Below are 26,508 nucleotides of genomic sequence, written 5' to 3'. Positions count from 1 at the left end.
AATCACTTAATGCTTATAGCCAAGCCGCCACTGGGGGCAAGGCGTTGTTTGAGTTTGGTTTTGTGAGTTACTTTCATTGTTTTGATGGAGTAACTTTGGGGGTTGGTACGCCAATCGGCATTTTTACCGTCGGTGTAGAGGGTAGCGGTATAGGTTTTCCCTTTGGGTAGAAAGCTAAAATCGATGAGAGCTTCACGGGCGTTTTCATCGGTGATAGCACCTACAAACCACTCGTTTTTACCTTTGGCTTTGCGGGCAATAGTGATGTAATCGCCAGGTTCGGCTTCTAAAATGTAAGTATTATCCCAGTCGGCTGCTACATCTTTGATAAATTGGAAAGCATCGAGGTGTTTTTCGTAGTTCTCAGGCAAGTCGGCTGCCATTTGCAACGGACTGTACATTGTTACGTAGAGTGCTAATTGCTTCACAAGGGTAGTGCTGAGTTTGGCTTTGTTGTTGCCATATTGGCTCAAATCGCCTTCAAAAATACCAGGAGTATAATCCATAGCACCGCCCATCAAGCGAGTGAAGGGAAGGATAGTAGTATGTTCGGGGTGATTGCCGTTGAACGATTCAAATTCGGTGCCACGTGCACTCTCTTGGGCTACCCAGTTAGGGTAAGTACGGCTCATACCGGTAGGTCGCACCGCTTCGTGAGAATTGACCATTATGCGGTACTTAGCAGCGGTTTCGGCTACATAGTTGTAGTGGTTTACCATCCACTGTCCGTCGTGGTATTCGCTGCGCGGAATGATAGGTCCTACATAACCTGTTTTTACTGCATCATAACCATTGTAGTTCATAAAGCGGAAAGCCTCGTGCAAGTGACGTTCGTAATCCACTACAGAGGAGGTCGTTTCGTGGTGCATAATCAGTTTTACACCTTTGCTAGCAGCGTATTGGTGTAGTGCTTGTACATCAAAATCGGGGTAGGCTTTGGTAAAGCTGTATATGCGCTCTTTGTCGTAAGCATAGTTATCTTCCCAGCCTTCGTTCCAGCCTTCCACAAGAACGGCGTCAAAACCGTGTTGAGCGGCAAAATTGATGTATTTCTTCACGTGCTCGTTATTAGCACCGTGATGTCCGTTAGGTTTTAGTTTTTGGTAATCGGTAACGCCAATGGTAATATCACGGTCATCGGAGTAAGCCCACGTACTACCGCCTCCTATGAAATACTCCCACCAAACGCCTATGTATTTAGTAGGGTGAATCCAAGAAGTATCGTTGATTTTACAGGGTTCGTTGAGGTTGAGGATAAGGTTAGAAGCCAAAATATCGCGAGCGTCATCGCTTACTACTATTGTGCGCCAAGGTGTTACGCTACCCGTTTGAACATAGCCTTTTACCCCATTCTTATCGGGGACTAAATGAGCTGATAACTGATGTTTGGCAGCATTGACATTGAGCATCATTGAAGGATAATTCACCAAAGCCGCCTCGTGCAGATTGATGTATAATCCATCATTTGATTTGAGCATCAAAGGCGTTTGTACGGCTACATTGGGAGTAGGCGCTTTAGCAGCTAAAGGCTCTTCGCGCACTTTATCTATAAGTTTTGGAATTTCCGAAATGGCAGAAGTGGTTATAGGGAACTCGTTGGTATCATAATCAGCGGGAATCCAAAAAGCCTTGTGGTTACCTGAAAGTTGGAAAGCAGTAAGTTCTTCTTGAATTCTAAAGTGACGGAAATTGTCTTGCACAGGGAACTCATAGCGAAAGCCTAACCCGTCATCAAATAGCCGAAAGCGCAAGTACAATTGTCGACCGTTGTTTTTCTGAGTGAGACGGATGAACATTTCTTTGTGATGGTCGCGTATTTCTTTGTTTTCTCCCAAAACGGGTTGCCATACAGTATTAGCTTCAGCAAATTGAACCTCTGTGATTTCGAAATTGCTATTGAAATCCTCCTTTTGGTTGATTACAAACCCCAAAGCACTCTCGCTGATGACTGTTTTGCCTTTGAAAGTTAAGGCATAAGTAGGAGTTCCTTTTTCAGTGATCTGAAATGAGAGTTTGAGGTTTCCGTTAGGAGATAAAAGGGTTTGCGCAGAAAGAAGAGGTGCACAAAACAACATACATGCAATAGTGATAATAAACTTTTTCATTGGTTAAATATTTTGTTATTATTATTTCCTACTTGAAAGAAATTCTTGTAAGATAATAGTAGCACTTATCTCATCTATCAGGGCTTTGTTCTGGCGTTGTTTCTTTTTCAATCCGCTATCAATCATTGTTTGAAAAGCGAGTTTAGAGGTAAAGCGCTCGTCTTGGCGATGGATAGGGATTGTAGGGAATTCTTTTTGCAATTGTGTTATAAACTGCTGAATGTGAGTTTCTACGCTAGAGTCCTCGTTATTGAGCCGCTTAGGTTGCCCAATCACGAAGGTTTCTACGGCTTCCTCGGTAGTGTATTGTTTTAGGAAAGTGAGTAGGGTAGGGGTTTCTACTGTGCAAAGCCCCGAAGCGATGATTTGCAGGGGGTCGGTTACAGCAATACCTGTGCGTTTGGTTCCGTAGTCTATAGCTAAAATGCGCATAATTAATCTTTTAAAAATTCTTGAAAATTTTTCCAAGTATCAGCTGAAAGTACTGGTTTATACTCTCTTTTTTCCTTTTGGATATTCTGTAACAGATATTCTTTTCTGTCTTCAGGGAAAGGGTGAGTGCTTACCCATTTGAAAGCTGAAGGCAGGTCTTTGTCTTTATCATCGTGAATTACCCCTATAAACTCAGCAAAAGGTTTAGGGTCTATTTGAGCATTTTGTATGTAAGTAAGCCCTACAAGGTCGGCTTCTTTTTCTAAATTTCTACTAAAAGCAGTAGATGAGACCATTCTGCCTATTTCGGAAACCATTGAAAAATCACCTCCCGAAATGATGGTAAATAGAGTGCCTAATCCTATTTCTCTCACGAGTGATTGCATTACGTGATCTTTTTGGATGTGAGCTAGTTCGTGTCCTATTACCCCAGCAAGTGCTTCGGGGGTAGAAGTTTTTTTGGCAAGCCCAGTGTAAATCATCAGTTGGTGGTTAGGCAAAGCAAAGGCGTTCACCTCTTCACTTTCTAATAAATAGACTTTCAGTTCTTTGCGGTTGATGTTATTAGCTTCACATATTTTGGTTACTATAGTATCTATAGTAGCTACAGCAAGATCATCATTTACCACTGAGTATCTACTGGTAAAATCGTCATACATTAGTTCGCCTAGTTCTACTTCTATTTTATTTACATATTCATTGCGCAATAGTGGATTGATATTGAAAAATCCTATCCAATTCACTTGTTGTAACAAAAACCAACTGCCCAAGAATACACTTAGCAAAATACAACCTCTTATAATTACTTTTTCCATTATTTTTTTACGATTAAATCTACAATATCTCCATAAAACCACCAAAAGAGGTGTTTGCCTTTGCGCACTTCTACAGCAGAATAGAAAGTGCCTATAATCTCCATCACATTGAAAGAGAAAGCTATGATAATCCAAGCAATATAGGCATTAGAAATTATATTGCTGCCTAACAATATAGATATTGTCCACCAAAAAGAGGTAGTGTTTACAAAGAATAAGAAGAGCTGTGACACCAAAGATTGGTAGCAGTGCCAACGTACAAAATAAGAGCCTTTGCGATGGGCTATTAAGAAGAAAAGAGTAGCTAGCAAGTTGATGATAGGTAGAGGCATTCCTGCCATAATAGCTACTATTGACATTATATAGCTATTAGCAGCGCGTTCTTTGTCACCTTCGCTAATACGCTCGTTTAAGGGTTTAATTACTATCATAAGCCTTTATAAATGTTCCAAATCCAATTCAGTAGGATAAAAATGAAGAAAGGGATATACACTTGTGGACGTTTGAAAACGCGTTCGAATGTGATGAAAGAGCGATATAAGGTAGGCTTCTTTAGAAACAAATCGCAAAGCAACCACAAGGGAATACTCACTAATGCTATAGCAGCTAATACTCCAAGCGGATTGGTGAGTAAAGCCTCAAGCCAGTGCCCTTCAAAAAAAGAGACTACCGACCGCGTTGTACCACACGATGGACAAGGGTAACCCGTAACATTCTTTATTACACAAACAGCAACCCCTATGTCGTGCCTGTGAGAAAGAAAGTGGCTAAGTAGCCAACCCCAACTGGCAAGACATAGGAGTGTGATGAATGTATAGAACTTTTTAGTCGTCAATTAGTAACTAAGTGCTGAAGCTAATAATTCGGCATTTTTATCTCTTGTAGCATCCATAATTAGGAACCAATCTACAATGCTCCAAATTCCAAATCCACCACAAGTAATCAATTTACCAACACCCATTCCCACATCACCGATGTAGAAACGGTCGATACCTAATCCACCTCCTAAGAGAGAGATAATAAGAGAAGTAGTAGGGTCTTTAAACTGTATCGTTTGTAGCATCACCCATTTAGATTCGTCCAAAGAAAGAAGCTTTTCACGAAGTTGAGGAACGATTTCAGGTCTAAAAAATTTACCGTTGGTCACGATAAACATATCCACTTTTTGTGCATCCATAGTATGTGAAATTATTAGATTAAAATTACGGTGCAATATTACACTATTTTTTTGATATTGCCTAATATTTTAATAAAAAAAATATACTCATCTAATCTCTTCCTCTAAAAATTATGTTCTAATTTTCACGAATCGAATGGCAATAATTGTTTCTAAGGCTATGAAATAGAAAGTAGGCAATACGATGAAAAGCAGTTCATACAGAGGTTGAGAGGTTATGCGTTTCTCTAAAGGCAAACAGAAAATGATAATAGCTATAAGGCGTAGAACAAATCCTGCTACAAATCCAAAAGCAGTGTATTGGGGGCGTTTTAGGTGTACAGCAAGAATGATTACAAACGCCAAAGCTGAAACCCCACAATGGAAGAGGAGCAATTTATCGAATGAGTAAAACAAATTAATCCCCTGTTGTTCTACAAAATAGTTGTAACCTCTGTACAACCCCAAAGCACCTATTGCCCACCCAACTAAATACCAAAAACTACAAATGGCTATGCGCATAGCCATTTGTAGTTTTACTTGTGAGAAATTCATACACTTATTTATTGATTTTTTCGAGGGGTTGTTGAGGTTTGTTGTCATTTACAAAAGATTTAGCCCCTTTCATAGTACAAGTTACGTTGAATACAGCTCCTGGTTCGATAGAGAGTTTATCAACGTGTACTTCGCCTTCCACAACAGCGGTTGATTTTAAGCTAAGAACACCACTCACTTTTAGAGTGCCTGTTACTTTACCTTCTATATCGGCGTTTTCGCAAATCACAGTGCCTTTAATCACACCAGTTCTGCCTATTACTAATTTACCAGAAGTTTCGAAAGTACCTTCTACTTCTCCATCAATTCTAAAATCGGATTTAGAGTGGATTTCTCCTTTGAATTTTGTTTCCGCTACTATGCGGTTGCTGCTTCCTAATGTGTTGTCTGCTGCCATAATGTTTCTATTATCTCTTTCTTTGTTGTTAAATATAGCCATTGTATTTCGTTTTACAAATACAGAGACAAAAGTATAATATTTTTTTTAAAACTACAAATTTTTAATGTCGTTTTGTTTAATTATATTCTGTAAAGTGCTATTCCATAGAGTATTATGTGATAGAAAACTTTGGCAAAGTCTATGCTAAAAGCAGATGACTAGTGCCTAAAACCTATTTAACTCCATGCATCAGTTTCTTTACGAAAGGATTGATAAAGATGATGATCACCCCTGCAATAGCAGGTAGAATGGTGAAGATGAGGAAGAAAGTAGAGAGGCTATATTGTTCGGTGATGTTTTTAATTTGTCCACCTGCTACGGCAGCCGATTTATGACCTATTGCCACAGCAAGGTACCATACTCCAAACATAAAAGCAATCATTCTGCTAGGGACGAGTTTTGACACGTAGGAGAGCCCCACAGGCGACAAACACAGTTCGCCCATAGTGTGGAACATATAGGCAAATATAAGCCATAACATACTTACTTTTACATCGTTAGTAATTCCGTGTGAGCCTAAAGCGAGCAACCCAAAACCTATAGAGAGCATCAATAAACCGATACCGTATTTCACAGCAGCAGGTGGGTTGTATTTGCTTGACCACCAACGAGAAAACAAACTTGCTAAAGAGATGATAAAGAAGGCATTCAATATAGAGAACCACGATACAGTTGCTTCTACCCAATTGTCACGCTCTTCTTTTACTTGGGCTATTATCAACCCATTGTCCGTATTGAGTTCTGCTCCGCGTTGTTTAGCCCATTGTTCTTTTTCGGCATCTACATAACCAAAGGAAGTGTTTTTGTTGTTTTTGCTCAATAGCTTGATTTCTTGTCCTACTTTCAAATGTATATCAGTAAGACCTATGATAGTGGTTTGTTCCACAATTTTCAAATCAGGGTGAGCTTCGCGATTTTCTTCAGTGATAGGGAGGTAAGTTTTCTTACCTTCTTTGTCTACATGCTCGTAAGCCTTGTAAGCAACACTATAAGCCGTTGTTTTGAAATCGCGGTTAAGCATCCACAAAGCAATACCCCATACCAAACTAAAGCACACTAATAGTACTATTACTGCGGGGAATATTTTTTTGTAAGTCTTCTTGATTAAGAGGAACAACACACCACTGATGAGCAATAGCGGAATCAAAGTGAGCAACGCATTGAAAATGTTGTAGATCATAGCCGAATCACCTTGTAGTTCACGCTGTATGTGGTCGCGAGCAAAAATCACTAATGATGAGGCTCCTTGTTCAAACGAGAGCCAAAATATCATTACAAAGAAAGCAAAAATCACTACAGTGAGCATACGGTCACGCACTATAGTACTATAGCGCATAACCCTACTGCCTATTACATATAGGAAAGTTGCTAAACCTATAATCACCATTACATATTGTCCTTGAAGGTGACCTATAGAAGCCCACGCAAAGAGGTCGATACTCCATACTTTTGAAAGTGGGTCATTAAGTGCATAACCTATGCCTATAATTGCTGAAATAGCAATCAATAATTTATCAACAATGGTGAAAGGGTTGGGTTTTTCTTCTTCTGATTTTTTATCACTATTTTCTGATTCTACTTTTCCATCTTCAGTTTTCTTTTTTCTATCACCGATGTTCCCAAATAGAGGTTTAGAAAACCAGAACTGTATGGTGCCCAAAAGCATAAATACTCCAGCTAAGCCAAATCCCCAGCTCCAGCCTATGCGTTCAGCTAAGTAACCGCAGAGCATCATCCCAAAGAAAGAACCAGAGTTTACTCCCATATAGAAAATGGTATAAGCAGCATCTTTCTTTTCAGGTAAATACTTGTACATTTCGGATACAAACGACACCATATTAGGTTTGAAAAATCCAGTTCCTATCACCAAAAGTCCAAGTCCGAAATAGAGAGAGAATTCAGTTTCAAAAGCCATCGACACGTGCCCTAAGGTAATAATCACAGCCCCTATAATCACCGCCCAGCGATAACCAGTAATCTTATCGGCGATTATACCTCCAAGTATAGGGGTGAGATAAACGAGCATAGCGTAAGTACCAAAGAGAGCGGTGGCATTTTCGGTACTCCACGACCAACCAGGGTTGTAGCCTATGAGCGTCATCGTAAGAAAATTGATGAGTAGTACCCGCATTCCGTAGAATGAAAAGCGTTCCCACATTTCTGTAAAGAAGAGCACGAACAGCCCCGCTGGGTGTCCTAATACTTGAGTGTCGAAAATTGTCTTTTTTGTCATAAAATTTGTTGCCTATTAACTGAAGATATCCCACTTGATGCCTAACCTGATAATAAAATCTCTATACGGCTGGCGTGGTGCTGAATAGTAGTTGTAAGGATTTCCCATTTTTAGCCAATTGCTCACAGGCACCTGCCATTGTTCTAAGGAGAAGAAGATGCGCATTGTGCGTACTTTGGCGTTGAAGAAGAAATCAAACATTGGGAAACCTCCTGTTTTTTCTGCCGTTTGTACTGCAAATTCTCCTAATAGTGGATTGTATTGGTTAGCATAGTATTTTGTAAAATAATTGAAGCCAATACCCGTTTGTAAGTACATCGCCTTGTTGAACAAATGTGAAGCAAAGTAAAAACTGTTGCGAGTTACAAAAGTAGGCACATTCAATATGTTACTATCTTGCACCACTTGCTGGTAGAGCATCGTATTATCCAATCGCCATTTGCCAAATTTGAACTCTTTTTGTACTCTTAGCTGCAAATATTGTATGTTGCCACTATACTGCTCGGGTCGTACTTGCCCTAAGGTTTCTACTTGAAAATAAGTGTAATCGTTGAGATTGGTGAGACTTAGTGAAGCATTTCCCCATTGAGTTTTCAAATCGCCATAGAGCGTTTGAGTATTCTGTTTTTTAAACGATGAATAGTTATCCCAATTGAACTGTTTGTAGTCGCTTTGGTAGAGCAAATAGTTGAAATTAGGCATAGCCGAATGCAATTCAGCTCCTGCGGTAATGCTATTCTTGTCGTTAAAAGCATAAGCGAGTTTGCCGCTGAGTTTGGTGCCTGTCATCTTGCCTATAAACGTTTGTTCGCCTTCAGCTTCTATGCTAAAACCACCTACTTTTTTGTGCCATTGTATCCCTAAACTCAGGTCGGTATCTTTGATTTGGTGGCGTTGCAACACCCCTGCTACATAGTAAGCATTTTGGAAGTAATAGTTGTAGAAAAAAGCATTTCCAAAGAGGAAAGTCCTGCCCAAATACGGCAATTCTAATTCAGCTCCTGCACGGTTAGTCATTCGTTGCAAGCGTGCTTTATCGTGTAGATTTTGAGAAACGTAGGCATCACCGAAATAGGTGCTACTTTGGGTTTCGTTGTAAGTGTAATATTCAGTTTCGTAGCTAAATAAATGGCGGAAGCGTATTTGCTTGTATGAAGCTAACGAATCGCGGTTGCGCAAAAAAGCGTAGTCGTGTTGCAAAAAATAGCGTTTGCTCTCGCGTGAGTTTTCAGCATTGAGCAATTGTACATCTATGGTTGCTCGATTTTTAAACTGTTGTTCACCGCCTTCAAACTGCTCGGGCGTTACAATGCCTCCATTCTCCTGACTGGTGATATCGTGAGAGGCAAAGTGAGCAAAAGCAGTGTATTTTTTATTAGGTGATACGTACGAAAATCCTGCCCTAAAATTTCCATTGCTCACTAATATACGTTGATATTTACCAAGGGAGCGCAGACCTTTGTAAGCGATGAAGAAATTGAAATTTGGCTGTAAGTTTATGGAAAATAGGGTGTTTAGAAACTGACCTTGCTCCATACCGCTTTTGTAAGTGAACTCGGTAAGGGGGGTAGGCAAATGGTAGTAAGTAATTTCCTCGGGGGTGAGGTAGAGTTGTTTTTTAGCTTCAGCTCCCATAGAAGGCATATAGTCCTGACGGCGGAAATCGTAAGCCATTGTGTTATAGGGCTGTCCCATATTAGAGAAAGGCATTTTGCCAAACATATCCTTGCCCCACTCATTGTTCAGGTAATACTTTTGCATAGAAAGGGTAGTGTCCACCGAAGTTGTATCGCGGGTATAGGTAATAATTTTGTAGTCGAGAGCGGTGAAAGTGATGCTGTCTTTTTTCTTTTTAGGGCGCAGTGATTTGAAGGTTACGCCCCCCTCTTTGCCATTAGGAACTCCCTCCTCTTCTTGAGCAAAAGAGAGTAAAGGAAATAGTGCCCCAATGAGAAAATATATTAAGTGTTTCAAGGTCATTCTTTTCTATTTGGGGGCAAAGATACAAAAAACAATTAATAATTGATAATTAACGATTAACAATTGATGATTTTTCACTTTTCATTTTTCACTTTCCACTAATCCCATCGCCTCCTCAAATAAGGGTTTGTAAAAATCGGGTAGAGGTTCGTGGTATTTGTTTTCGTACACTTGCTGTAATACCTCATAAGGCTGTAAGTCGTTGAGGGTAAGTTCACTTTGTAGAACTGTTTGTTTAGCTTTGTTTTGTTGTTGGTAGCGCACATCAATACGCGCTAAACGCACGTGCTTGTTAGCAATAGTTTTTAGAATGCTGTTCTTCAGTTCGGGAGCGGGCTCTTTGAGCAGTACTTTTACTTCTAAATAAGGCGCTGCACTCTCACTTGTTGCTTCGGGTAAGGCAGTTAGAAGATGTAACACCTCCTCAGGAGGAAGTGCCCGTTCAGGGATACTGAGCAAAGGGGTGTGGATAGGTAGGGGAATAGGTTTGATGCCCTGTACTTGTCCGTTTTCTATGGAGAAAGTTACTACTTGGTGGGTATAGTGTTTTTCGGAAAACGAAAGGGGTATAGGACTTCCTGCATAATGTATATGGGCATCGCCTAAGGCTTGCGCTTTGTGAATATGTCCTAAAGCGATGTATTTCAATGCTTTTGGAAAACATGAAGGGGATATACTCTCTATTCCCCCAATGATAGGACGCTCAGCAGTATCTTCTTCACTGAGTTCAGCTCCTAAGGCGTGCAAATGCCCCATAGCAATCAGTGGTTTACCATTGGCAATAGTCAAAGCTCTTTCAGTAATTTCTTGGTAGAAAGTGGCAATTCCCTTGCTGTAATCCGAAAAATCATCAGTTTTAGGTGTGTCACCTAAACGCAGAAAAGGCACAGCGAGGCAATAGGCAGCAATCTCGCCTTTGCTGTAAAGAGGAAGGATAAGGGCATCGTAGTCAATTTCGCGAATTTCGTTTCGCCTAATATGACCTATTAAGTGTACTTGAGTATTTTCTAGGAGAGGTAAGGGCATTTCAAGCCGCACGGGAGAATCGTGGTTACCTGCAATAGCGATGATTTGCAAGTGCGGGAAACGTTCAGTAGCTTGGTGTAAGAAATGATAGAATTGTTTGGTAGCAGTTACCGATGGATTAGCAGTGTCAAACACATCACCACTGATAAGAAGCACCTCAGTGTTTTCAGTTTCCAGAATTTGCAAGAGAGTATCCAAGAAGTGTTGATGCTCTTCATAGCGATCGTATTGGTAAAATGTTTGTCCTAAATGCCAATCGGCAGTATGTAGAAAATTCATTGTTTTCTCTTAGAATCTATATTTTTTGGCAAAGATACTACATAATTAGCTAATTAGCAAATTGGTTAATTTGTCAATTCAAAAAAAAGTATTACATTTGTCGCCTGAAAATAATTGTTGATGAGCAATCGGCAATTGTTAGTTGAACATTACCAGTAATATGGAAAAAAATTATAAAATGGTAGCCAAAACTTTCTTCGGTTTTGAAGATATATTGGCTGACGAACTTCGCAATTTAGGCGCTATGCACGTAACTAAAGGTGTGCGCAGCGTGCAATTTGAAGGCGATAAAGGCTTTATGTACAAAGCAAACCTCTGCTTGCGTACCGCCCTAAAAATCCTTAAACCTATCCACTCTTTCTACATCCGTAACGAAAAAGAGTATTACCAAAAACTCTACGACTTCAATTGGCAGGAAATCTTGGATCTCAACCAAACTTTTGCTGTAACAGCAACCCTGCAAACCGAGATATTCAACCATACACAATATGTCGCTCTCAAAGCTAAAGACGCTATCGCTGATGCTTTTCGCAACGCTACAGGTCGTCGCCCCAGTGTGGATGTGCTCCACCCCGATGTGGCAATTCACATTCATATCCAGCGCAATGAGGTGATTGTATCGCTTGATAGCTCAGGAGCTTCTCTCCATCAACGCGGTTATCGTACAGCTACTAATATAGCGCCTATCAACGAGGTATTAGCGGCAGGCATATTGCTGATGAGCGGTTGGCAAGGACAGTGTGATTTCCTCGACCCTATGTGTGGTAGTGGTACTTTCCTTATTGAGGCAGCGATGATTGCTTGTAATATTCCAGCCAATGTACACCGCAAAGAGTTTGCTTTTGAGCGTTGGAAAGATTTTGATGAGAACCTTTTCAATCTTATTTTTGGTAGTTGTATCAAAAAAATACGTGAGTTTCACTATCAAATTGTAGGCTATGACAAGGCGCCTTCGGCAGTAGCCAAAGCAAAAGATAATCTCGCAAATGCCGACTTAGCAGAGTATATTCAGGTATTTCAAAAGGACTTTTTTACAACTGAAAAAGAAGATAAACAGAAACCTTTGCACATAGTTTTCAACCCGCCTTACAACGAGCGTTTGCAAGCTGATACTGAAGAGTTGTACTCGTCTATAGGCAACACTCTCAAACGCAATTACCCCAATACCGAGGCGTGGTTTATCACTGCCAATTTAGAGGGAATGAAATATGTAGGCTTGCGACCCACCCGCAAAATTAAACTTTTCAATGGTAAATTAGAAAGCCGATTGTTACAGTACAAAATGTATGAAGGAAGTAAGAAAACAATGAACAAAGAATAATTAACAATTGATAATTAACAAAAAAAGCTGTCTTTCGAGACAGCTTTTTTGTTATATCACTAATTTCTAATTCCTAACTCCTAAAGAATATAATCTGTATTGATGAAGTTAGAAGCACCAGTGCGCAATAGATTCTCTACTATCTTGTCGTTGTAGTCGTTGTTTTGGAACGATACAAAGGTACGGATAGAGAATGAGCGCAAGGCATCGTGTACGCTTAATGTGCCCACAGCCGAATCTTTTCTACCAGTGAAAGGGAACACATCTGGACCTCGCTGACATAAACTGTTCAAATTCACACGACAAAGCATATTCACCAGCATATCAATTAGTGGAGAAAGCTCGTGAGGGTCTTCACCAAACAAACTGATTTGTTGTCCGTATTTAGAATCCGAAATCTCATCAATAATCTCATTGATGTTAGAGAAAGGTTTTACAGGTACAAGAGGACCAAATTGCTCCTCATTGTACACTCTCATCTCTTTAGAAACAGGGTAGAGTACCGCTGGGAAAATAAAGTTATCTGTGCGTTCACCGCCTTTTTTATTCTGAATCGTAGCCCCTTTAGCAAGCGCATCATCTATAAGTTCTTGCAAGAAAGCAGGTTTTTCTACCTCGGGTAGGGGAGTGAGGGCTACTTTCTCATCCCACGGATTACCAAATTTGAGAGCATCTACTTTTTCGGAAAAACGCTTCAAGAACTCATCTTTTATTTTGGCGTGTACATAGAGAATTTTCAGAGCTGTACAACGCTGTCCGTTAAACGATAAGGCTCCTTTCACACATTCGTCTACTGCCAAATCTAAGTTAGCATCAGGAAGGATAACTCCTGGGTTTTTAGCTTCCAAACCAAAAACAAGGCGCAAACGGTTTTTCTTAGGGTGTTGGTCTTGTAATGCAATAGCTGTTTTGCTGTTGCCAATGAGCGCCAAAACATCTACTTTGCCGCTCTCCATAATAGGTGGAGCAACAGTGCGACCGCGCCCATAGAGGATGTTAATCACCCCGCGAGGGAAAGAATTTTGGAAGGCTTCTAATAAAGGCGTAAAGAGTAGTACCCCGTGTTTAGCAGGCTTGAAAATAACGGTATTACCCATAATAAGTGCCGGAATAATAAGCGCAAAAGTCTCATTTAGTGGATAGTTGTAAGGGCCTAAACAGAGCACAACTCCTAAAGGGCCTCGGCGAATAAGAGCGTACACTCCATCGCGTCGTACGAATTTAGACGATTCATTGTCAAGTTCCTTATAAGCATTGATAGTGTCATAGATATACTCTACCGTACGGTCAAATTCTTTGCGAGAGTCGTCTAGATTTTTACCAATTTCCCACATCATCAGTTTTACCACCTCATCGCGTTGTTTTTCCATTTGTTTTACAAATTTTAGCATAGCGCTGATGCGGTCTTTCACTTTCATTGTAGGCCATAAGCCTTTACCCTTGTTATAAGCCTCAGTAGCCGAATGTAGGGCTTCTAAAGCATCGCTTTCACCTAGCGAAGGCACACTGCCTAAGAGGGTATGTTCATACTTTTCAGTAGAAGAAATAGTGGAGTAGATATTAGTAAATTCACCTTTCCACTCACGCAGTTCGCCATTGATGAGATAAGTCTCTTGGCGAAATGGTTTTACTTGAAATTGTTCAGGTATGATCATAATTTTCTATTTTTCTGTTATCTATTATTTGTTATCTGTTCTAAACTCTTCCTTTAAGGGCGTTGAACACCCACGCAATAGCAAAGAACCCAATGCCTACAGCTCCAAAGCCAAAGCCTGCAACTTCATTGTATTTAAAGGCTCCTAAGGCAATAAGCCCTAAACCTACTATAATCATTATAAGGGTTGCCCACCCCAAAACTGTATTCTTATTCATAGTGTGATATTCTATATTATGTTGGTTACAAAACGCAAAGATACAGATTAATTGGTAAATCAACAAAAATTATTTGGCTAACAGCCAATTTGCCAATCTTTAAAATTTGCTAATTGACAAATTATTCTTACCTTTGCGCCAAAATAATAGTGCTCCTCAGCACTAAAGGATTTAATAATGAAACGCTTAGTAATATTAGGTGGTGGCGAGAGCGGCGTAGGTACCGCAATTCTGGGAAAACAAAAAGGTTGGGAGGTCTTCCTTTCCGATAGAAACTCCCTAAAACCTCACTACCGCGAAACCCTTAATAAAGAGGGTATAGAATGGGAAGAAGGCTTCCATACCGAAGAGAAAATCCTCTCCGCCGATGTGATAATGAAAAGTCCTGGCATCCCCGATAAAGCCCCTATTGTGAAAAAAGCTCGCGAGAAAGGCATTCGCATTATCTCGGAAATAGAATTTGCTAGTGAATATACACATAGTCTTATTGTAGGCATCACGGGAAGTAATGGCAAGACCACCACTACTTTGCTCACTCATCAAATTTTTAAAGACGCAGGATTGCAAGTAGGATTGGGGGGTAATATAGGTTATAGCTTTGCCGAATTAGTAGCTGCCGAAAATCCACCCTACTATGTGCTTGAAATTAGTAGTTTCCAATTAGACGGTATCGAGCATTTTGCCCCTCATATCGCAGTGTTGCTCAATATTACCCCCGACCATTTAGATCGCTACGACTATAAATTTGAGAATTATATAGCTTCTAAATTCCGCATCGCAATGAATCAAACCGAAAACGATTTTCTCATTTACGATGCCGATGATCCCGTGATCGAAGAATGGCTACAACATCATACCCTAAAAACTAAACTCATACCATTTTCCATAGAAAAAGAACTCCCCTACGGAGCTTTCTTAAAAGATAACAAAATACATATTATGTTAGAAAATCAAACTGCTGAAACTACCGAAATTGATGTAGAAGAAATCAGCTTGCGTGGTAAACACAATATCAAAAACACAATGGCTGCTAGCGTAGCAGCTCGATTAGTGAACATCCGAAATAGCTCTTTGCGCGATAGCCTTAAAGGATTCAAAGGAGTAGACCATCGCCTCGAAGAAGTGAAAGTGGTAGAGGGTGTTACTTATGTGAACGACTCTAAAGCAACTAATGTGAATTCAGTGTATTTCGCACTCGATACTATCAAAACCCCTATCGTATGGATAGTAGGCGGTCAAGATAAAGGTAACGACTATAATGCTTTGCTGCCCTACGTACACGAAAAAGTAAAAGCTATTGTGTGCCTCGGGGTAGACAACAAGCCTATCTTACACTCATTTAGCAATAGCGGAAAAGAAATGATAGAAACTCAATCTATGGACGAAGCTGTAAGAATCGCCAAAAAGTTTGCTACCGAAGGCGATACTGTATTACTATCACCTGCTTGTGCAAGTTTCGATTTATTCAAAAGTTACGAAGATCGTGGCGACCAATTTAAAGCAGCTGTAGCTCGCTTGTAATCTCTATTTGGGTGATGCAAGAATGGCTGTCGAAAAACATCAAAGGCGACAAAGGGCTATGGGCACTTATTCTCATATTTAGCCTTACTACTCTTGTCGCTGTTTATAGCACTAGTACTAACTTAGTCTATGTAGTGGGGAAAGGTACACCTGCAGGCTATCTCTTTAAACAGTTGGTTTTTGTGATAACAGGGTTCATTATCCTTTATTTAATACATAGATGCAATTATAGCGATTTCCGAATCCCTGTCAAGTATATTCTACTCCCATCCTCAGTAATCCTATTAGCCATTGCTCTCTTTAAGGGAACAACTATTGAAGGAGCTAATGCTAGCCGTTGGATCAGTATTTTTGGTATTTCATTCCAGCCCTCTGCTGTTGCCTTAGTGATGTTAATGGCTTATGTGGCTTCTTATTTAACCAAAGTTTATGGCAAAAAACTATCTTTTAAAGAAACTATCTTGCCCTTGTGGTTCCCTGTAGGAACAATCACTGCTTTGGTAATGATATCCAATCTCTCTACTGCCGTACTGATACTCAGCTCAGTGCTTATCCTCACTTTCTTAGGGCGATTCCCTTTTAAACATATTTTCTCAGCTATGATCATAGCTGTGGTATTTGTGGCAATTTTCTTTTTGGTAGTAAAAGCTTTCCCCGATGCTTTTCCTAATAGGGTAGATACTTGGATGAGCCGTATTGAATCCTTTACAGCAAGTGATGATGAAAAAGAAGGTTACCAAATTGAACGCTCTAAAATGGCAATAGCCAAAGGTATAGGCTTAGGTCAAGGCCCTGGCAAAAGTACAATGAAAAACTTTCTTCCTCAAAGTTCTTCCGACTTTATTTTTGCAATCATTACCGAAGAATGGGGAACTGTAGGCGCTATATTCATAATGTTACTCTACATACTATTGCTCATTCGTATTGTAGCAATTTCACTCAAATCTCCCACTCTCTATGGTCAGTTATTAGTTCTAGGCTTAGGTATCCCCATACTCCTCCAAGCTGTTATCAATATGGGGGTAGCGGTAGAACTTTTTCCAGTTACAGGACAGAACCTCCCACTCATCAGTAGTGGAGGTACCTCATTTTGGGTAACTTGTATAGCCTTAGGGGCTATTCTTTCCGTAAGTAGCCAAAAACGCAAAGATGGAAAAATGGAAAAAGATATCTCCGAAGCCGATATGGAGGAAGAACTCGCTGAAACTGCCCTACGAAGAATGAAAAAAGAAAAACACTAATGATGAATGATATTAGGGATATAAAAAGAACGATTGACCAAGATATTGTTAAGAAAATTTTTAGCAATAAAACTAATGCTATAGCTTTTTTAGAGTTGTACAATTACGATAAAAAAAGTCTTAACAAACAATCATCTAATGAATTGTTTAGTGAAATAGTAAGGATATGGGATTACAATGATGCGAAAGATAAAATTAGAAACATATTTAAAACTTTATCCAAGTACCAAAATGGTTTAAAAGGAGAAGAAAATATTGCTATTTTGTTAAAAGAATGGCACGCATTAGGTTTAGGAGTTCTCAATTGGCCTTTTTCTCAAGGTCAGTTTGATAATTTTGTACAAGCACTTAATGCTGAAAACAATACGCGCTCTGAAAAAGATGAAAAAGTAAAGTTAGCAGCTGTAAAGTATAGGCGTATAAAAGAGCTCAATACTGAGCGCAATGATTTCTTAGAAACTCTGGTATTTTTGAAAAACGATAATATTATACCTACTCTTTCCCATAGAAAAGGAGTTGATTTCTTTATAGACGGAGTAAGCTATGACCAAAAAGTATCGCGTAGTCCCACTAATGAATTTAAAAAAGATTTCGGAGAACATTGGAAGACAACAGCTATTGAGCACCCTGAAAAAGTAGCTGAATATCTTTACACATACCAAGATGAAGGTAGGTTTGGAGCTGAACCTCACTTGTTTATTGTTTATTTAGACGATGAGATTTCACCTATTAGAATACAACAAATTATAGAAAATACAAACTTAGTAACACCTTCTCCTATCACATTCAAATTTAAACATAAAGATGTGGGATTGAAAACCTATAGAACAGAAGCTTTTGTAATACTCTTACATAACTAAAAATGAACTATATAGGCTCAAAATATAAACTATTGCCCTTTATCAAACAAACTATCTATAGTATTGTAGGTAAAGACTTGTCGCAAAAAATATGTTGCGACCTATTTGCTGGCACAGGAGTAGTAGGAAGAGCTTTCAAAACAGAAGTCAAACAAATAATTAGTAATGATATTGAGTATTATAGCTATGTCCTTAACAAAAATTATATAGAAAATCACATTGCGTTTAATTATTGGGAACATCTATCGGAACTTAACTCTTTAGAAGGGGTGAACGGTTTTATTTTTGAACAATACTCTGAAAAAGGAACTGCAGGTCGTAACTATTTTAAGGCTAATAATGGTAAACGAATTGATGCCATACGCCAAAAAATTGAAGAGTGGAAAAAAGAAAATTATATTACTGAAAATGTGTACTTTTTCCTATTAGCTTCTTTGCTTGAAAATGCTGATAAGGTAGCAAATACAGCTTCAGTATATGGCGCTTTTTTGAAACATATTAAAAAAACAGCTCAGAAAGACTTGTACCTTGAACCTGCTTTCTTTGTTGAAAATGAAAATGATCATTTGGTATTTAATGAAGATAGCAATACTCTTATAACAAAAATTAGTGGAGATATCCTCTATCTCGATCCTCCTTACAATCATCGAGAATACGGAGCTAATTATCATCTACTCAACACTATTGCTAAATACGACACTTTCACCCCACAAGGAAAAACAGGCTTGCGTCCTTATCACAAATCTAATTATTGCAAAAGAGCTAAGGTAGTAGAAGCTTTTGATGAATTGATTAAAAATGCTCAATTTCGCTATATATTTCTTAGTTATAATAATGAAGGATTAATGTCTCTTAATCAAATAAGGGATATTATGCAAAAATATGGTAAATACGACCTGCAAAGCACTCACTATAACCGCTTTAAAGCAGATAAAGAAGAAAATAGAACTCACAAAGCAAATACTACTACTGAATACATTCATATTTTGGAGAAATGTTGAATAAACATTCTCACTTTTTAACTTTTCACTTAACTAAAAAATGCCTAAAAAAGGAGTATTACTCGTAAATTTAGGATCTCCCGACTCCTTTTCTATTAAGGACATCAAGCGATACCTAAAAGAATTTTTGATGGATGAATATGTGATAGATTTGCCTTACCTATTGCGTTACGCTTTGGTACACGGCATCATCCTCAATACACGTCCGCCCAAAACAAGCAAAGCCTATCAAAAAATATGGTGGAATGAGGGCTCTCCTCTCATCGTAATCTCAAACCAACTCACTCAAAAACTACAACAACAAGTCTCTATCCCCGTTGTAATGGCTATGCGTTATGGCAACCCCAGTATAGCCAGTGGGTTACAACAGTTGCACGACCAAGGAGTAGATGAGGTGCTTTTGATGCCTCTCTACCCCCAGTATGCAATGGCAACTACTCAAACTATTGAGGTACTTACACGCCAATTGATAAAAAAGCAATTCCCAAAAATGAAACTTATAGAGTTTCCAGCTTTCTTTCATCGCCCCGAGTATATAGAAGCATTAGCCGAAGTAACTCGCAAGCACTTAGACAATAATCCTTGTGACCACTTATTGTTCTCTTATCACGGAGTGCCCGAACGCCATTTGTACAAAACTACCCCTACGCCTGCCCACAAAAAAATATCAGAAGGCACTACTTGTTGTGACCCTTATAGTGAGGAAGGAAAATATTGTTACCGAAGTCATTGCTTTGAAACCACTCGCTTGTTAGTAGAAAAATTAGGCTTGCAAAAAGGAACTTATTCACAATCATTCCAATCGCGTTTAGGTATTGATAAGTGGATTACTCCCTTTACATCCGATAAAATAGCCCAACTCGCTCAACAAGGCGTGAAAAAATTAGCGGTGATTACCCCAGCTTTCGTCGCCGATTGTGTAGAAACACTCGAAGAAATAGAAATGGTGGGCGGACAAACCTTCCGCGAAAACGGCGGTGAAGAATTCAAAATGATTCCTTGTCTCAACGACTCCGATTTGTGGGTACAAGCCCTTGTTACTTGGATTAGAAATAACTAATAACAAAGCAAAATCTAACAGATAATTATGAACGATTTTCTTAACACTCAGGAAACCCGAAAGAACAAACGCACTAAAAACATTATGGCACTAATAGTGGGTGCGGTGTCTTTTGTTGTGGTATTTTTAGTGGTATTTTTTACGACGCGCCATCTCACAAACTCCTTCTTTTCAAAAGCTAAACACAATTTAGTTGCCGATGAAATGAAGAATCAAGTAGCCGAAATAAACCAGCAGTTACCACAAATAATAGAAGAGGGGGTGCGCTTAGATAGTGTTGCCCTAAAAGGAGAAAGAACTATGGGGTATTATGCTACCCTCTTTAATTTCGATTCCGAAGAAATAGAGTTCGACACACCAGCAGCTAAGGATGCTATTTTGCAAAATTTGAGAAGCAATCGCGAAAAGATGCGATTTTTCATTGATAATGATATTACACTGTTGTATTATTACTACGATGAAAACAAAAAACTTGTATCCGAAATAAGAATCCCCCCATCACTATACAAATAACAAAACACCTAACATCTAATAAAAATGAATATTATTATTGCCATTGACGGCTATTCGTCAACCGGAAAAAGTACTACTGCCAAAGCTGTAGCCAAAGCATTAGGCTACGTTTATATTGATACTGGTGCGATGTACCGCGCCGTTACTTATTTAGCTTTAGAAAAAGGCTATGCTTCTACCTCAGGTATCGAAGTAAAATCCCTGATGAAAGATTTAAGAAAATCAGAAATAAAGTTCGTCTACAACCCCGAATTAGGATTTTCTGAAATCTATTTGAACGGTAAAAATATCGAAACCGATATCCGTGGTATAGAGATAGCCAATTGGGTGAGTGAAGTTGCCAAACAACCCGAAGTGCGCACTTATTTAGTAGACCTCCAACGCAAAATGGGGAAAGACAAAGGTATTGTAATGGACGGGCGTGATATTGGTACTACTGTATTCCCTGAGGCTGAACTTAAAATATTTATGACTGCCAGCGAACAAGTACGTGCCCAGCGCCGTCATAAAGAGCTACAAGCCAAAGGTGATAACGCATCATTTGATGAAGTCCTCGCCAACATCCAGCACCGCGACCATATCGATACCACTCGCAAAGAATCTCCCCTCAAAAAAGCCGATGATGCTATTGTTATTGATAATACCAATCTTACCATAGAGGAACAAGTACAAAAAATCTTAGCAATGGTTAAAAGTTAATATTGCGTCACACACTTTCGTAATTCGTAATTTGTCATTCGTAATTAATTTATTACCTTTGCCCCAAAAATAAAGAAAAACCATGTGTGAAAATCAACATACTTGCGGCTGTAACAATGCCCAAACACGCCATAACTGGACAAAAGAAGAAATCGTTGCTATTTACAACAAACCCCTAATGGAGTTGCTCTACGAAGCTGCTACGGTGCACCGTAAATACCACGACCCCAACTCAGTACAAGTTTCTACCCTCCTTTCTATCAAAACAGGAGGCTGCTCCGAAGACTGTGCTTACTGTCCGCAATCAGCGCGTTATGAAACTGAAGTAAAAATAGAAAACGCCGATATGATGAGCGTTACCCACGTAAAAGCCCAAGCTCTCCGCGCTAAATCAGCAGGAGCTTCGCGAGTGTGTATGGGGGCTGCTTGGCGTAATGTGAAAGATGGTCCTGAGTTTGAACAAGTACTCGAAATGGTACGCACTATCAACAAACTCGATATGGAAGTGTGTTGTACCCTTGGTATGATTACCGAAAATCAAGCCAAACGCTTGGCAGAAGCCGGTTTGTATGCTTACAATCACAACCTCGATACTTCAGAAGAATACTACAAAGAAATTATCTCTACCCGCAGTTATGACGATCGCCTCAAAACGATTGACAATGTGCGCAAAACCAATATCACTGTGTGCAGTGGAGGTATTATCGGTATGGGTGAATCGCTTGAAGACCGCGCGGGTATGCTCGTGGCACTTTCTACCCTCAACCCACAACCTGAGTCAGTGCCTATCAATGCCTTAGTACCCGTAGAAGGAACGCCTTTAGAAGATTGTCAGCCTGTAGATATTTTTGAGATGGTGCGTATGGTAGCCACAGCACGTATCGTGATGCCTCAATCGCAAGTACGCCTCTCTGCAGGTCGTACCCAAATGAGTCAAGAAGGACAAGCCTTGTGTTTCTTTGCAGGAGCCAACTCTATTTTCGCAGGCGATAAGCTCCTCACTACACCTAACCCTGATATCAATGAGGATATGCAAATGCTCGGCGTACTCGGTATGCGCATTCAGAAACCTTTTGAAACGCATCCACAGCCTCAAACGGTAGAAGCAGCCGATTCTCAGTATCACTCCTTAGGTGAAAACCCTAAATGGACGCGCCCTAATCACAAAATAGAGCGCAATGAAGAAAAGAGAAAAATGGTTAAAATAGCACACTAATAAATTTGCTAATTTTCTAATTCTATGTCCCCCGAAATTCTCAAAGAAATCATCACAACCCCAATGCCTTATGGCAAATACAAGGGAACTATGATAGCCGATTTGCCTTCCTATTACCTCGAGTGGTTCAGCACCCAAGGATTTCCCAAAGGAAAATTAGGAATGCTATTAGCAACTACTTTCGAGATAAAAACTAATGGGCTACAAGAAATAATAGATAATCTTAAGGCGCTAACTGCTAATAATTAAAGTACATACAACTCTATGATAGCACCTATGTGAGGGAGCTTTCTAAAAACAAAGTAACAAATAAAAACAATATATATATGAAAAGTTTTGGTTCACTTTTATTGCTCTTAGGAGTATTAGCAATTGTATTAGAATTCTTCGGCTATGTGCCTAAACTTCTTTTCTGGATTTACGAATGGGGAGATGGAGTAGCTTGGGCTATCAAAATAGCTTTAATTGTAGTAGGAGGAATTTTATGGTTACTTGGTCGTAATGCTGAAGCTGGCGGTACTACTGAAAATTAAATCTCTAAAAACTAAAACGAATGTTAATTAAAAAAATTAACGGAAAGCAACCTACCTTCGGGGAAGGTTGCTTTTTTGCCGAAAATGCAACCCTCACAGGCGATGTGCAGTTAGGCAATCGTTGTACCGTGTGGTATAATGCGGTTATTCGCGGCGATGTGAATAGCATTCGCATAGGCGATGACACCAATATCCAAGACGGTGTAGTGATTCACGCTACCTACCAAACACACGCCACTACGATAGGCAATCGCGTTTCTATAGGGCATAACGCTATTGTGCACGGTTGTACAATAGAAGACGAGGTGCTTATAGGTATGGGAAGTATTGTAATGGACGGATGTGTGGTGGAAAATGGTAGTATCATAGCTGCTGGAGCAGTAGTACCTCCTAATACTCATATAGAAAAAGGAAGCCTTTATGCAGGGGTGCCTGCTAAGAAAATCAAAGAAGTAACCGAAGAACAACGTGCTCTTATTGAGCGTACTGCGGCTAATTATCCCAAATACGCCAGCTGGATAGAAAATGATTTTATTAATGAGTAAATTTGCTAATTAGCAAATTATTTGTACTTTTGCCATTATTTTAAAAATTAAGAATATCGATGAAAAAAATTATTGTAGCTGCAATGCTTATGTTTTTCTCAGTAAAAACATTTGCGCAAGATCGTCAACATCAAGTAAATTTAAACATCTTGAACACTATTTGGTTAGCTTCTGTTGAAGTGGGGTATGAGCATTTTATTGCTGAAAATCAATCTATTGAAGGAGAATTGTTCTTCAACGACCGTTTTTCTGTAATTCCTAAAGGCAATGGGAAATATAGTGCTACTAGTGTAAAACTAGGTTATAACTACTATTTTGAAGAAGATGGAGGTACAGGTCTCTATGTAAACCCTTTCATCAAACAACGTTTTGGTAATTACAAATACAATGATGGCACCAAAACAAAATTAGATAGTTTTATCTTAGGGATAGGAGCAGGTTATCAATGGAATCTCGACAATACTTTCGTTATAGCTCCTTATGCTAATATCGCTCGCAACTTCGGTAAAGGTGTAAACGAAGATAAAAAATTCTGGGCTATCGAACCTAATTTTGGCATCAAAATAGGATATAGATTCTAATCAACAATTGCTAATGAACAATTGGTAATAAAAAAAACAGGTAATAAACTCTATTGCCTGTTTTTTTATACGCCTATCAACTGAAACCTAATCCCTGTTACCTGACCCCTGAAACCTGAAAACAGTGTTTCCCTTCTTCAAAAGTGTAATACACCTTCAAATAGTAACTTTCCGCAATCGATTTTACAATAGCCAAGCCTAAACCTGTAGAAGTAGCATCTTGTTGCCCCTTGTGGAATCGTTGGAAAATCTTAGAAGAATCTAAGTGTACGGCATCTTTGGCAGTATTTTTTACTTGAAAACGATTCTCTTCTATCAATATTTGTATGTCGCCACCTTTTTCAGTGTATTTTATAGCATTGCGCAATAAATTTGAGATAAGTATTCTTGCCAAATTGGGGTTCATCTCTACTTGAAAATCGCTTATTTCATCAATGCTTACTTCTAATTCTTTAAAGGCTATCAAATCACTCAAATCGTCTATAATGTCTGTTGTGAGAGCTTGAAACGACACCTGTTTTGCTTCCTTATATTGCTGATTTTCTATACGGGTGAGCATTAGTAACGACTTGTTTAGGTGTGTCATTCTCATCAACGATTGTTTCACTTCACTCAATTGTGTCAATTGTTTTTCATTCAGTGAAGGGTCATTGGCGAGTAGTTCTAATTTGTTAAGCGTAATAGCCAAGGGGGTTTGGAGTTCGTGCGAAGCATTTTCTATAAACACTTTTTGCTCCTCGAATACCCTTTCATTGCGTTGCCACATCTGCTGGATATTATCGTGCAATACGTTGAACTCTATTACTTCGGTAGTAATAGGTTGTAGTTCTGTTTTATTGCCTACTTCATATCGCCTAATAGCAGAAAGTATCCCCTTAAAAGGTTTCCATATTTTATTGATTACTAATAGATTGATAAGGTACATCGAGAGTACTAACACTACGTATAATACTCCTAAGGCAACCGCTAAGTTGAATAGTAGGTCATCTTTTTCCACGGTCGAAGTTCGTATCTCAAGTGTATAAGGGTTCATATCGCGGTCGTAAAACCCTGTTTTTAGCACCCTATAAGGTTCTTCTTCATCGTCAAAAGGCATATAGAAAAACGCATTGCTAAGGATATTGCGGTCAGAAAAATCTTCTTGTGAAGGGTAGACCCTAAAATCCTCTATACCAAACTCATTTATTTGCAGTAGTTCGGGATGTCGAAGGATATTTTGGATAATAAGCGTCTTTTTATCCTTGAGTCCATCGTCTATATTGTCGTACACTTCATCTAAAATATAAGCGTAGAACACAGCAGCCCACACTGCCAAAATCAGTAAGAAGGCAAGTGTAAGGTAACGCAGAGTATAGTTTTTTAATGATATTTTCATCCTTATACCAATTTATAGCCAATGCCGTAAACTGCTTGTAAATCTATTTCAGCTTCAGCGGTTTTGAGCTTTTTGCGGAGGTTTTTTATTTGTGAATAGATAAAATCAAGGCTTTCCACTTGGTCTATATAGTCACCCCACACTGCTTCAGCGAGTGTCATTTTCTCCACCAATCGATCTGGGCGAATCATAAAGTAGTACAATAGGTCGTATTCTTTGCGATTGAGAGTAAGAGTCTCTTCACCTACTTTCACAGTACGTGTTTCAGGGAAAAGACGTACGTTTTTAAGGTGAATCACCTCCTCTCCTTGTTGATTTTTCCTCCGTATAATCGATTTTACCCGAGCCAAGAGTTCTGCGAGGTGAAACGGTTTTGCCAGATAGTCGTCGGCTCCTTTTTCAAGCCCTAACACCTTGTCTTCCACCGAGTCTTTCGCCGATATAATCAATACCGAGTGATTCTTTTTCATCGCCTTGAGCTCATCTAAGAGCTGCATACCACTACCGTTGGGCAACATAATGTCCAACAGAATACAATCGTAGTCATAATCAGCAAGCTTAGAAAGACCAGAAGTATAATCTTTTGCTGTTTCAACCAAAAAGTGTTCTTCTTCAAGGAACTGCCGCAGGGTGAGGCGCAGTTCTTTTTCATCTTCTATTATTAATATTTTCATACGGGGGCAAAGATAATGATAATTTACTAATTTATCAATTAACAAGTAGATTTGGCTTATTTACTTTTATTATTTATTCATCAAACCTTTAATTTTTTAAAATATTTTAAAAATATCCAAAAGTTTGTTTCTGACTTAAATATTCTAGCAAGAATCTCTTCTCTTAATTTTATCAATAATTTCATTTAAAAAACTTTTGATTGAAAATAAAATATTAAAATCGATGTTTTAATATTTTTAATTTGCTAAAAAATTATAAATAGATTTGAAATTTGTTTTTTTTGACATTAAAAAATAAGAATTTAGAAACTGAATAAACTAAAAAAATACCTTCTTTTATTTCGTTTGATTATCAAACTACTACATTTCTTAGAAAAAAAATATATTGGAAACGAAAAAAAATATCATTCAAAAAATTTGCATTATGTTAAAGTATTCATAACTTTGCCCCAAAATTAATTTATTTCAATAAAGTA

Annotated in this window: 28 protein-coding genes; 13 read left to right on the top strand and 15 right to left on the bottom strand. The window is 38.9% G+C overall.

Features of this window, described 5'->3' with window-relative positions:
- Positions 1–2: 2 nt before the first annotated feature.
- From Q0162_RS01485 to Q0162_RS01435, 11 genes are all read right to left on the bottom strand, one after another.
- Positions 3–2,105: a glycoside hydrolase family 97 protein gene (locus tag Q0162_RS01485; RefSeq protein ID WP_297887998.1), complete on the bottom strand. Its 2,103-nt coding sequence runs from the start codon at positions 2,103–2,105 to the stop codon at positions 3–5.
- A gap of 21 nt (positions 2,106–2,126) precedes the next feature.
- Complete coding sequence (gene ruvX, locus Q0162_RS01480; RefSeq protein ID WP_297887995.1) at positions 2,127–2,537, bottom strand: Holliday junction resolvase RuvX; 411 nt, start codon at positions 2,535–2,537, stop codon at positions 2,127–2,129.
- A 2-nt stretch (positions 2,538–2,539) separates the two neighbouring features.
- Positions 2,540–3,352 (bottom strand): M48 family metallopeptidase, encoded by an 813-nt coding sequence (locus Q0162_RS01475; protein WP_002680217.1) that lies wholly within the window; start codon positions 3,350–3,352, stop codon positions 2,540–2,542.
- Entirely contained in the window at positions 3,352–3,783 is a 432-nt protein-coding gene (locus Q0162_RS01470) for a hypothetical protein (protein WP_002680123.1), read from the bottom strand. Before Q0162_RS01470 ends, Q0162_RS01475 begins: the two co-directional genes overlap by 1 nt.
- Positions 3,780–4,187 (bottom strand): DUF2752 domain-containing protein, encoded by a 408-nt coding sequence (locus tag Q0162_RS01465; protein ID WP_297887989.1) that lies wholly within the window; start codon positions 4,185–4,187, stop codon positions 3,780–3,782. Before Q0162_RS01465 ends, Q0162_RS01470 begins: the two co-directional genes overlap by 4 nt.
- On the bottom strand, positions 4,188–4,529 hold the full coding sequence (locus Q0162_RS01460; RefSeq protein ID WP_281639436.1) for a TM2 domain-containing protein: 342 nt from the start codon (positions 4,527–4,529) through the stop codon (positions 4,188–4,190).
- Positions 4,530–4,640: 111 nt separating this feature from the next.
- Positions 4,641–5,063 carry a hypothetical protein gene (locus Q0162_RS01455; RefSeq protein ID WP_297887983.1) on the bottom strand — a complete coding sequence of 141 codons (423 nt, stop codon included), beginning with the start codon at positions 5,061–5,063 and terminating at the stop codon, positions 4,641–4,643.
- 4 nt (positions 5,064–5,067) lie between these two features.
- A complete protein-coding gene (locus Q0162_RS01450; protein ID WP_095898171.1) occupies positions 5,068–5,502 on the bottom strand; it encodes a polymer-forming cytoskeletal protein in 435 nt (144 codons plus the stop codon).
- A 172-nt stretch (positions 5,503–5,674) separates the two neighbouring features.
- Positions 5,675–7,735 (bottom strand): peptide MFS transporter, encoded by a 2,061-nt coding sequence (locus Q0162_RS01445; protein WP_297887977.1) that lies wholly within the window; start codon positions 7,733–7,735, stop codon positions 5,675–5,677.
- Between the two features lie 15 nt (positions 7,736–7,750).
- Positions 7,751–9,715 carry a putative porin gene (locus Q0162_RS01440; RefSeq protein WP_297887974.1) on the bottom strand — a complete coding sequence of 655 codons (1,965 nt, stop codon included), beginning with the start codon at positions 9,713–9,715 and terminating at the stop codon, positions 7,751–7,753.
- Between the two features lie 81 nt (positions 9,716–9,796).
- Complete coding sequence (locus tag Q0162_RS01435) at positions 9,797–11,020, bottom strand: exonuclease SbcCD subunit D C-terminal domain-containing protein (protein WP_297887971.1); 1,224 nt, start codon at positions 11,018–11,020, stop codon at positions 9,797–9,799.
- 160 nt (positions 11,021–11,180) lie between these two features.
- Here Q0162_RS01435 and Q0162_RS01430 point away from each other — a divergent pair, with 160 nt between their 5' ends.
- Entirely contained in the window at positions 11,181–12,341 is a 1,161-nt protein-coding gene (locus tag Q0162_RS01430) for a THUMP domain-containing protein (RefSeq protein WP_297887969.1), read from the top strand.
- Positions 12,342–12,421: 80 nt separating this feature from the next.
- Here Q0162_RS01430 and Q0162_RS01425 read toward each other — a convergent pair whose 3' ends face one another.
- Together Q0162_RS01425 and Q0162_RS01420 are read right to left on the bottom strand one after the other, a co-directional pair.
- The gene (locus tag Q0162_RS01425) at positions 12,422–13,996 is read right to left on the bottom strand and encodes an NADP-dependent glyceraldehyde-3-phosphate dehydrogenase (RefSeq protein WP_297887967.1); all 1,575 of its coding nucleotides are present in this window, start codon (positions 13,994–13,996) and stop codon (positions 12,422–12,424) included.
- Positions 13,997–14,036: 40 nt separating this feature from the next.
- Positions 14,037–14,213: a CAL67264 family membrane protein gene (locus Q0162_RS01420; RefSeq protein ID WP_002680130.1), complete on the bottom strand. Its 177-nt coding sequence runs from the start codon at positions 14,211–14,213 to the stop codon at positions 14,037–14,039.
- Between the two features lie 177 nt (positions 14,214–14,390).
- Here Q0162_RS01420 and murD point away from each other — a divergent pair, with 177 nt between their 5' ends.
- The 12 genes from murD to Q0162_RS01360 all read left to right on the top strand — a co-directional run bounded on the left by murD (position 14,391) and on the right by Q0162_RS01360 (position 23,983).
- Positions 14,391–15,734 (top strand): UDP-N-acetylmuramoyl-L-alanine--D-glutamate ligase, encoded by a 1,344-nt coding sequence (murD, locus tag Q0162_RS01415; RefSeq protein ID WP_297887955.1) that lies wholly within the window; start codon positions 14,391–14,393, stop codon positions 15,732–15,734.
- A 14-nt stretch (positions 15,735–15,748) separates the two neighbouring features.
- The gene (locus Q0162_RS01410) at positions 15,749–16,975 is read left to right on the top strand and encodes an FtsW/RodA/SpoVE family cell cycle protein (protein ID WP_297887945.1); all 1,227 of its coding nucleotides are present in this window, start codon (positions 15,749–15,751) and stop codon (positions 16,973–16,975) included.
- A complete protein-coding gene (locus Q0162_RS01405) occupies positions 16,975–17,835 on the top strand; it encodes a hypothetical protein (RefSeq protein ID WP_297887942.1) in 861 nt (286 codons plus the stop codon). Before Q0162_RS01410 ends, Q0162_RS01405 begins: the two co-directional genes overlap by 1 nt.
- A 2-nt stretch (positions 17,836–17,837) precedes the next feature.
- On the top strand, positions 17,838–18,836 hold the full coding sequence (locus tag Q0162_RS01400; RefSeq protein ID WP_297887939.1) for a DNA adenine methylase: 999 nt from the start codon (positions 17,838–17,840) through the stop codon (positions 18,834–18,836).
- Between the two features lie 40 nt (positions 18,837–18,876).
- Positions 18,877–19,896 carry a ferrochelatase gene (hemH, locus tag Q0162_RS01395; RefSeq protein WP_297887936.1) on the top strand — a complete coding sequence of 340 codons (1,020 nt, stop codon included), beginning with the start codon at positions 18,877–18,879 and terminating at the stop codon, positions 19,894–19,896.
- A gap of 27 nt (positions 19,897–19,923) precedes the next feature.
- On the top strand, positions 19,924–20,409 hold the full coding sequence (locus Q0162_RS01390; protein WP_297887933.1) for a hypothetical protein: 486 nt from the start codon (positions 19,924–19,926) through the stop codon (positions 20,407–20,409).
- 24 nt (positions 20,410–20,433) lie between these two features.
- Positions 20,434–21,108 carry a (d)CMP kinase gene (cmk, locus tag Q0162_RS01385; protein ID WP_297887931.1) on the top strand — a complete coding sequence of 225 codons (675 nt, stop codon included), beginning with the start codon at positions 20,434–20,436 and terminating at the stop codon, positions 21,106–21,108.
- Positions 21,109–21,190: 82 nt separating this feature from the next.
- Positions 21,191–22,324, top strand: coding sequence for a biotin synthase BioB (gene bioB / locus Q0162_RS01380; protein WP_096089396.1), 1,134 nt, complete (start codon positions 21,191–21,193; stop codon positions 22,322–22,324).
- 24 nt (positions 22,325–22,348) lie between these two features.
- The gene (locus Q0162_RS01375; protein ID WP_096089395.1) at positions 22,349–22,573 is read left to right on the top strand and encodes a DUF3820 family protein; all 225 of its coding nucleotides are present in this window, start codon (positions 22,349–22,351) and stop codon (positions 22,571–22,573) included.
- A gap of 77 nt (positions 22,574–22,650) precedes the next feature.
- Entirely contained in the window at positions 22,651–22,857 is a 207-nt protein-coding gene (locus Q0162_RS01370; protein ID WP_096089435.1) for a hypothetical protein, read from the top strand.
- Positions 22,858–22,877: 20 nt separating this feature from the next.
- Complete coding sequence (locus tag Q0162_RS01365) at positions 22,878–23,402, top strand: gamma carbonic anhydrase family protein (protein WP_297887920.1); 525 nt, start codon at positions 22,878–22,880, stop codon at positions 23,400–23,402.
- Between the two features lie 59 nt (positions 23,403–23,461).
- Complete coding sequence (locus Q0162_RS01360; RefSeq protein WP_297887918.1) at positions 23,462–23,983, top strand: autotransporter outer membrane beta-barrel domain-containing protein; 522 nt, start codon at positions 23,462–23,464, stop codon at positions 23,981–23,983.
- Between the two features lie 97 nt (positions 23,984–24,080).
- Here Q0162_RS01360 and Q0162_RS01355 read toward each other — a convergent pair whose 3' ends face one another.
- Together Q0162_RS01355 and Q0162_RS01350 are read right to left on the bottom strand one after the other, a co-directional pair.
- Positions 24,081–25,358, bottom strand: coding sequence for a HAMP domain-containing sensor histidine kinase (locus Q0162_RS01355; protein ID WP_297887912.1), 1,278 nt, complete (start codon positions 25,356–25,358; stop codon positions 24,081–24,083).
- 2 nt (positions 25,359–25,360) lie between these two features.
- Positions 25,361–26,032, bottom strand: coding sequence for a response regulator transcription factor (locus Q0162_RS01350; protein ID WP_297887909.1), 672 nt, complete (start codon positions 26,030–26,032; stop codon positions 25,361–25,363).
- Between the last annotated feature and the right edge of the window lie 476 nt (positions 26,033–26,508).

The organism is uncultured Capnocytophaga sp. (assembly GCF_937936315.1).
GTDB lineage: Bacteria > Bacteroidota > Bacteroidia > Flavobacteriales > Flavobacteriaceae > Capnocytophaga.
This window is presented reverse-complemented; position numbering and strand designations above follow the sequence as displayed.

Bases quoted from the DNA above. Each gene is read 5' to 3' on its own strand.
- Q0162_RS01350 (WP_297887909.1), bottom strand. From the start codon at position 26,032: ATGAAAATATTAATAATAGAAGATGAAAAAGAACTGCGCCTCACCCTG.
- Q0162_RS01470 (WP_002680123.1), bottom strand. From the start codon at position 3,783: ATGATAGTAATTAAACCCTTAAACGAGCGTATTAGCGAAGGTGACAAA.
- Q0162_RS01375 (WP_096089395.1), top strand. From the start codon at position 22,349: ATGTCCCCCGAAATTCTCAAAGAAATCATCACAACCCCAATGCCTTAT.
- murD (WP_297887955.1), top strand. From the start codon at position 14,391: ATGAAACGCTTAGTAATATTAGGTGGTGGCGAGAGCGGCGTAGGTACC.
- Q0162_RS01430 (WP_297887969.1), top strand. From the start codon at position 11,181: ATGGAAAAAAATTATAAAATGGTAGCCAAAACTTTCTTCGGTTTTGAA.
- Q0162_RS01420 (WP_002680130.1), bottom strand. From the start codon at position 14,213: ATGAATAAGAATACAGTTTTGGGGTGGGCAACCCTTATAATGATTATA.
- Q0162_RS01460 (WP_281639436.1), bottom strand. From the start codon at position 4,529: ATGGATGCACAAAAAGTGGATATGTTTATCGTGACCAACGGTAAATTT.
- Q0162_RS01455 (WP_297887983.1), bottom strand. From the start codon at position 5,063: ATGAATTTCTCACAAGTAAAACTACAAATGGCTATGCGCATAGCCATT.
- Q0162_RS01425 (WP_297887967.1), bottom strand. From the start codon at position 13,996: ATGATCATACCTGAACAATTTCAAGTAAAACCATTTCGCCAAGAGACT.
- Q0162_RS01365 (WP_297887920.1), top strand. From the start codon at position 22,878: ATGTTAATTAAAAAAATTAACGGAAAGCAACCTACCTTCGGGGAAGGT.
- Q0162_RS01410 (WP_297887945.1), top strand. From the start codon at position 15,749: ATGCAAGAATGGCTGTCGAAAAACATCAAAGGCGACAAAGGGCTATGG.
- cmk (WP_297887931.1), top strand. From the start codon at position 20,434: ATGAATATTATTATTGCCATTGACGGCTATTCGTCAACCGGAAAAAGT.
- ruvX (WP_297887995.1), bottom strand. From the start codon at position 2,537: ATGCGCATTTTAGCTATAGACTACGGAACCAAACGCACAGGTATTGCT.
- Q0162_RS01475 (WP_002680217.1), bottom strand. From the start codon at position 3,352: ATGGAAAAAGTAATTATAAGAGGTTGTATTTTGCTAAGTGTATTCTTG.
- Q0162_RS01360 (WP_297887918.1), top strand. From the start codon at position 23,462: ATGAAAAAAATTATTGTAGCTGCAATGCTTATGTTTTTCTCAGTAAAA.
- hemH (WP_297887936.1), top strand. From the start codon at position 18,877: ATGCCTAAAAAAGGAGTATTACTCGTAAATTTAGGATCTCCCGACTCC.
- Q0162_RS01485 (WP_297887998.1), bottom strand. From the start codon at position 2,105: ATGAAAAAGTTTATTATCACTATTGCATGTATGTTGTTTTGTGCACCT.
- Q0162_RS01390 (WP_297887933.1), top strand. From the start codon at position 19,924: ATGAACGATTTTCTTAACACTCAGGAAACCCGAAAGAACAAACGCACT.
- Q0162_RS01405 (WP_297887942.1), top strand. From the start codon at position 16,975: ATGATGAATGATATTAGGGATATAAAAAGAACGATTGACCAAGATATT.
- Q0162_RS01450 (WP_095898171.1), bottom strand. From the start codon at position 5,502: ATGGCTATATTTAACAACAAAGAAAGAGATAATAGAAACATTATGGCA.
- Q0162_RS01435 (WP_297887971.1), bottom strand. From the start codon at position 11,020: ATGAATTTTCTACATACTGCCGATTGGCATTTAGGACAAACATTTTAC.
- Q0162_RS01440 (WP_297887974.1), bottom strand. From the start codon at position 9,715: ATGACCTTGAAACACTTAATATATTTTCTCATTGGGGCACTATTTCCT.
- Q0162_RS01370 (WP_096089435.1), top strand. From the start codon at position 22,651: ATGAAAAGTTTTGGTTCACTTTTATTGCTCTTAGGAGTATTAGCAATT.
- Q0162_RS01400 (WP_297887939.1), top strand. From the start codon at position 17,838: ATGAACTATATAGGCTCAAAATATAAACTATTGCCCTTTATCAAACAA.
- Q0162_RS01445 (WP_297887977.1), bottom strand. From the start codon at position 7,735: ATGACAAAAAAGACAATTTTCGACACTCAAGTATTAGGACACCCAGCG.
- Q0162_RS01355 (WP_297887912.1), bottom strand. From the start codon at position 25,358: ATGAAAATATCATTAAAAAACTATACTCTGCGTTACCTTACACTTGCC.
- bioB (WP_096089396.1), top strand. From the start codon at position 21,191: ATGTGTGAAAATCAACATACTTGCGGCTGTAACAATGCCCAAACACGC.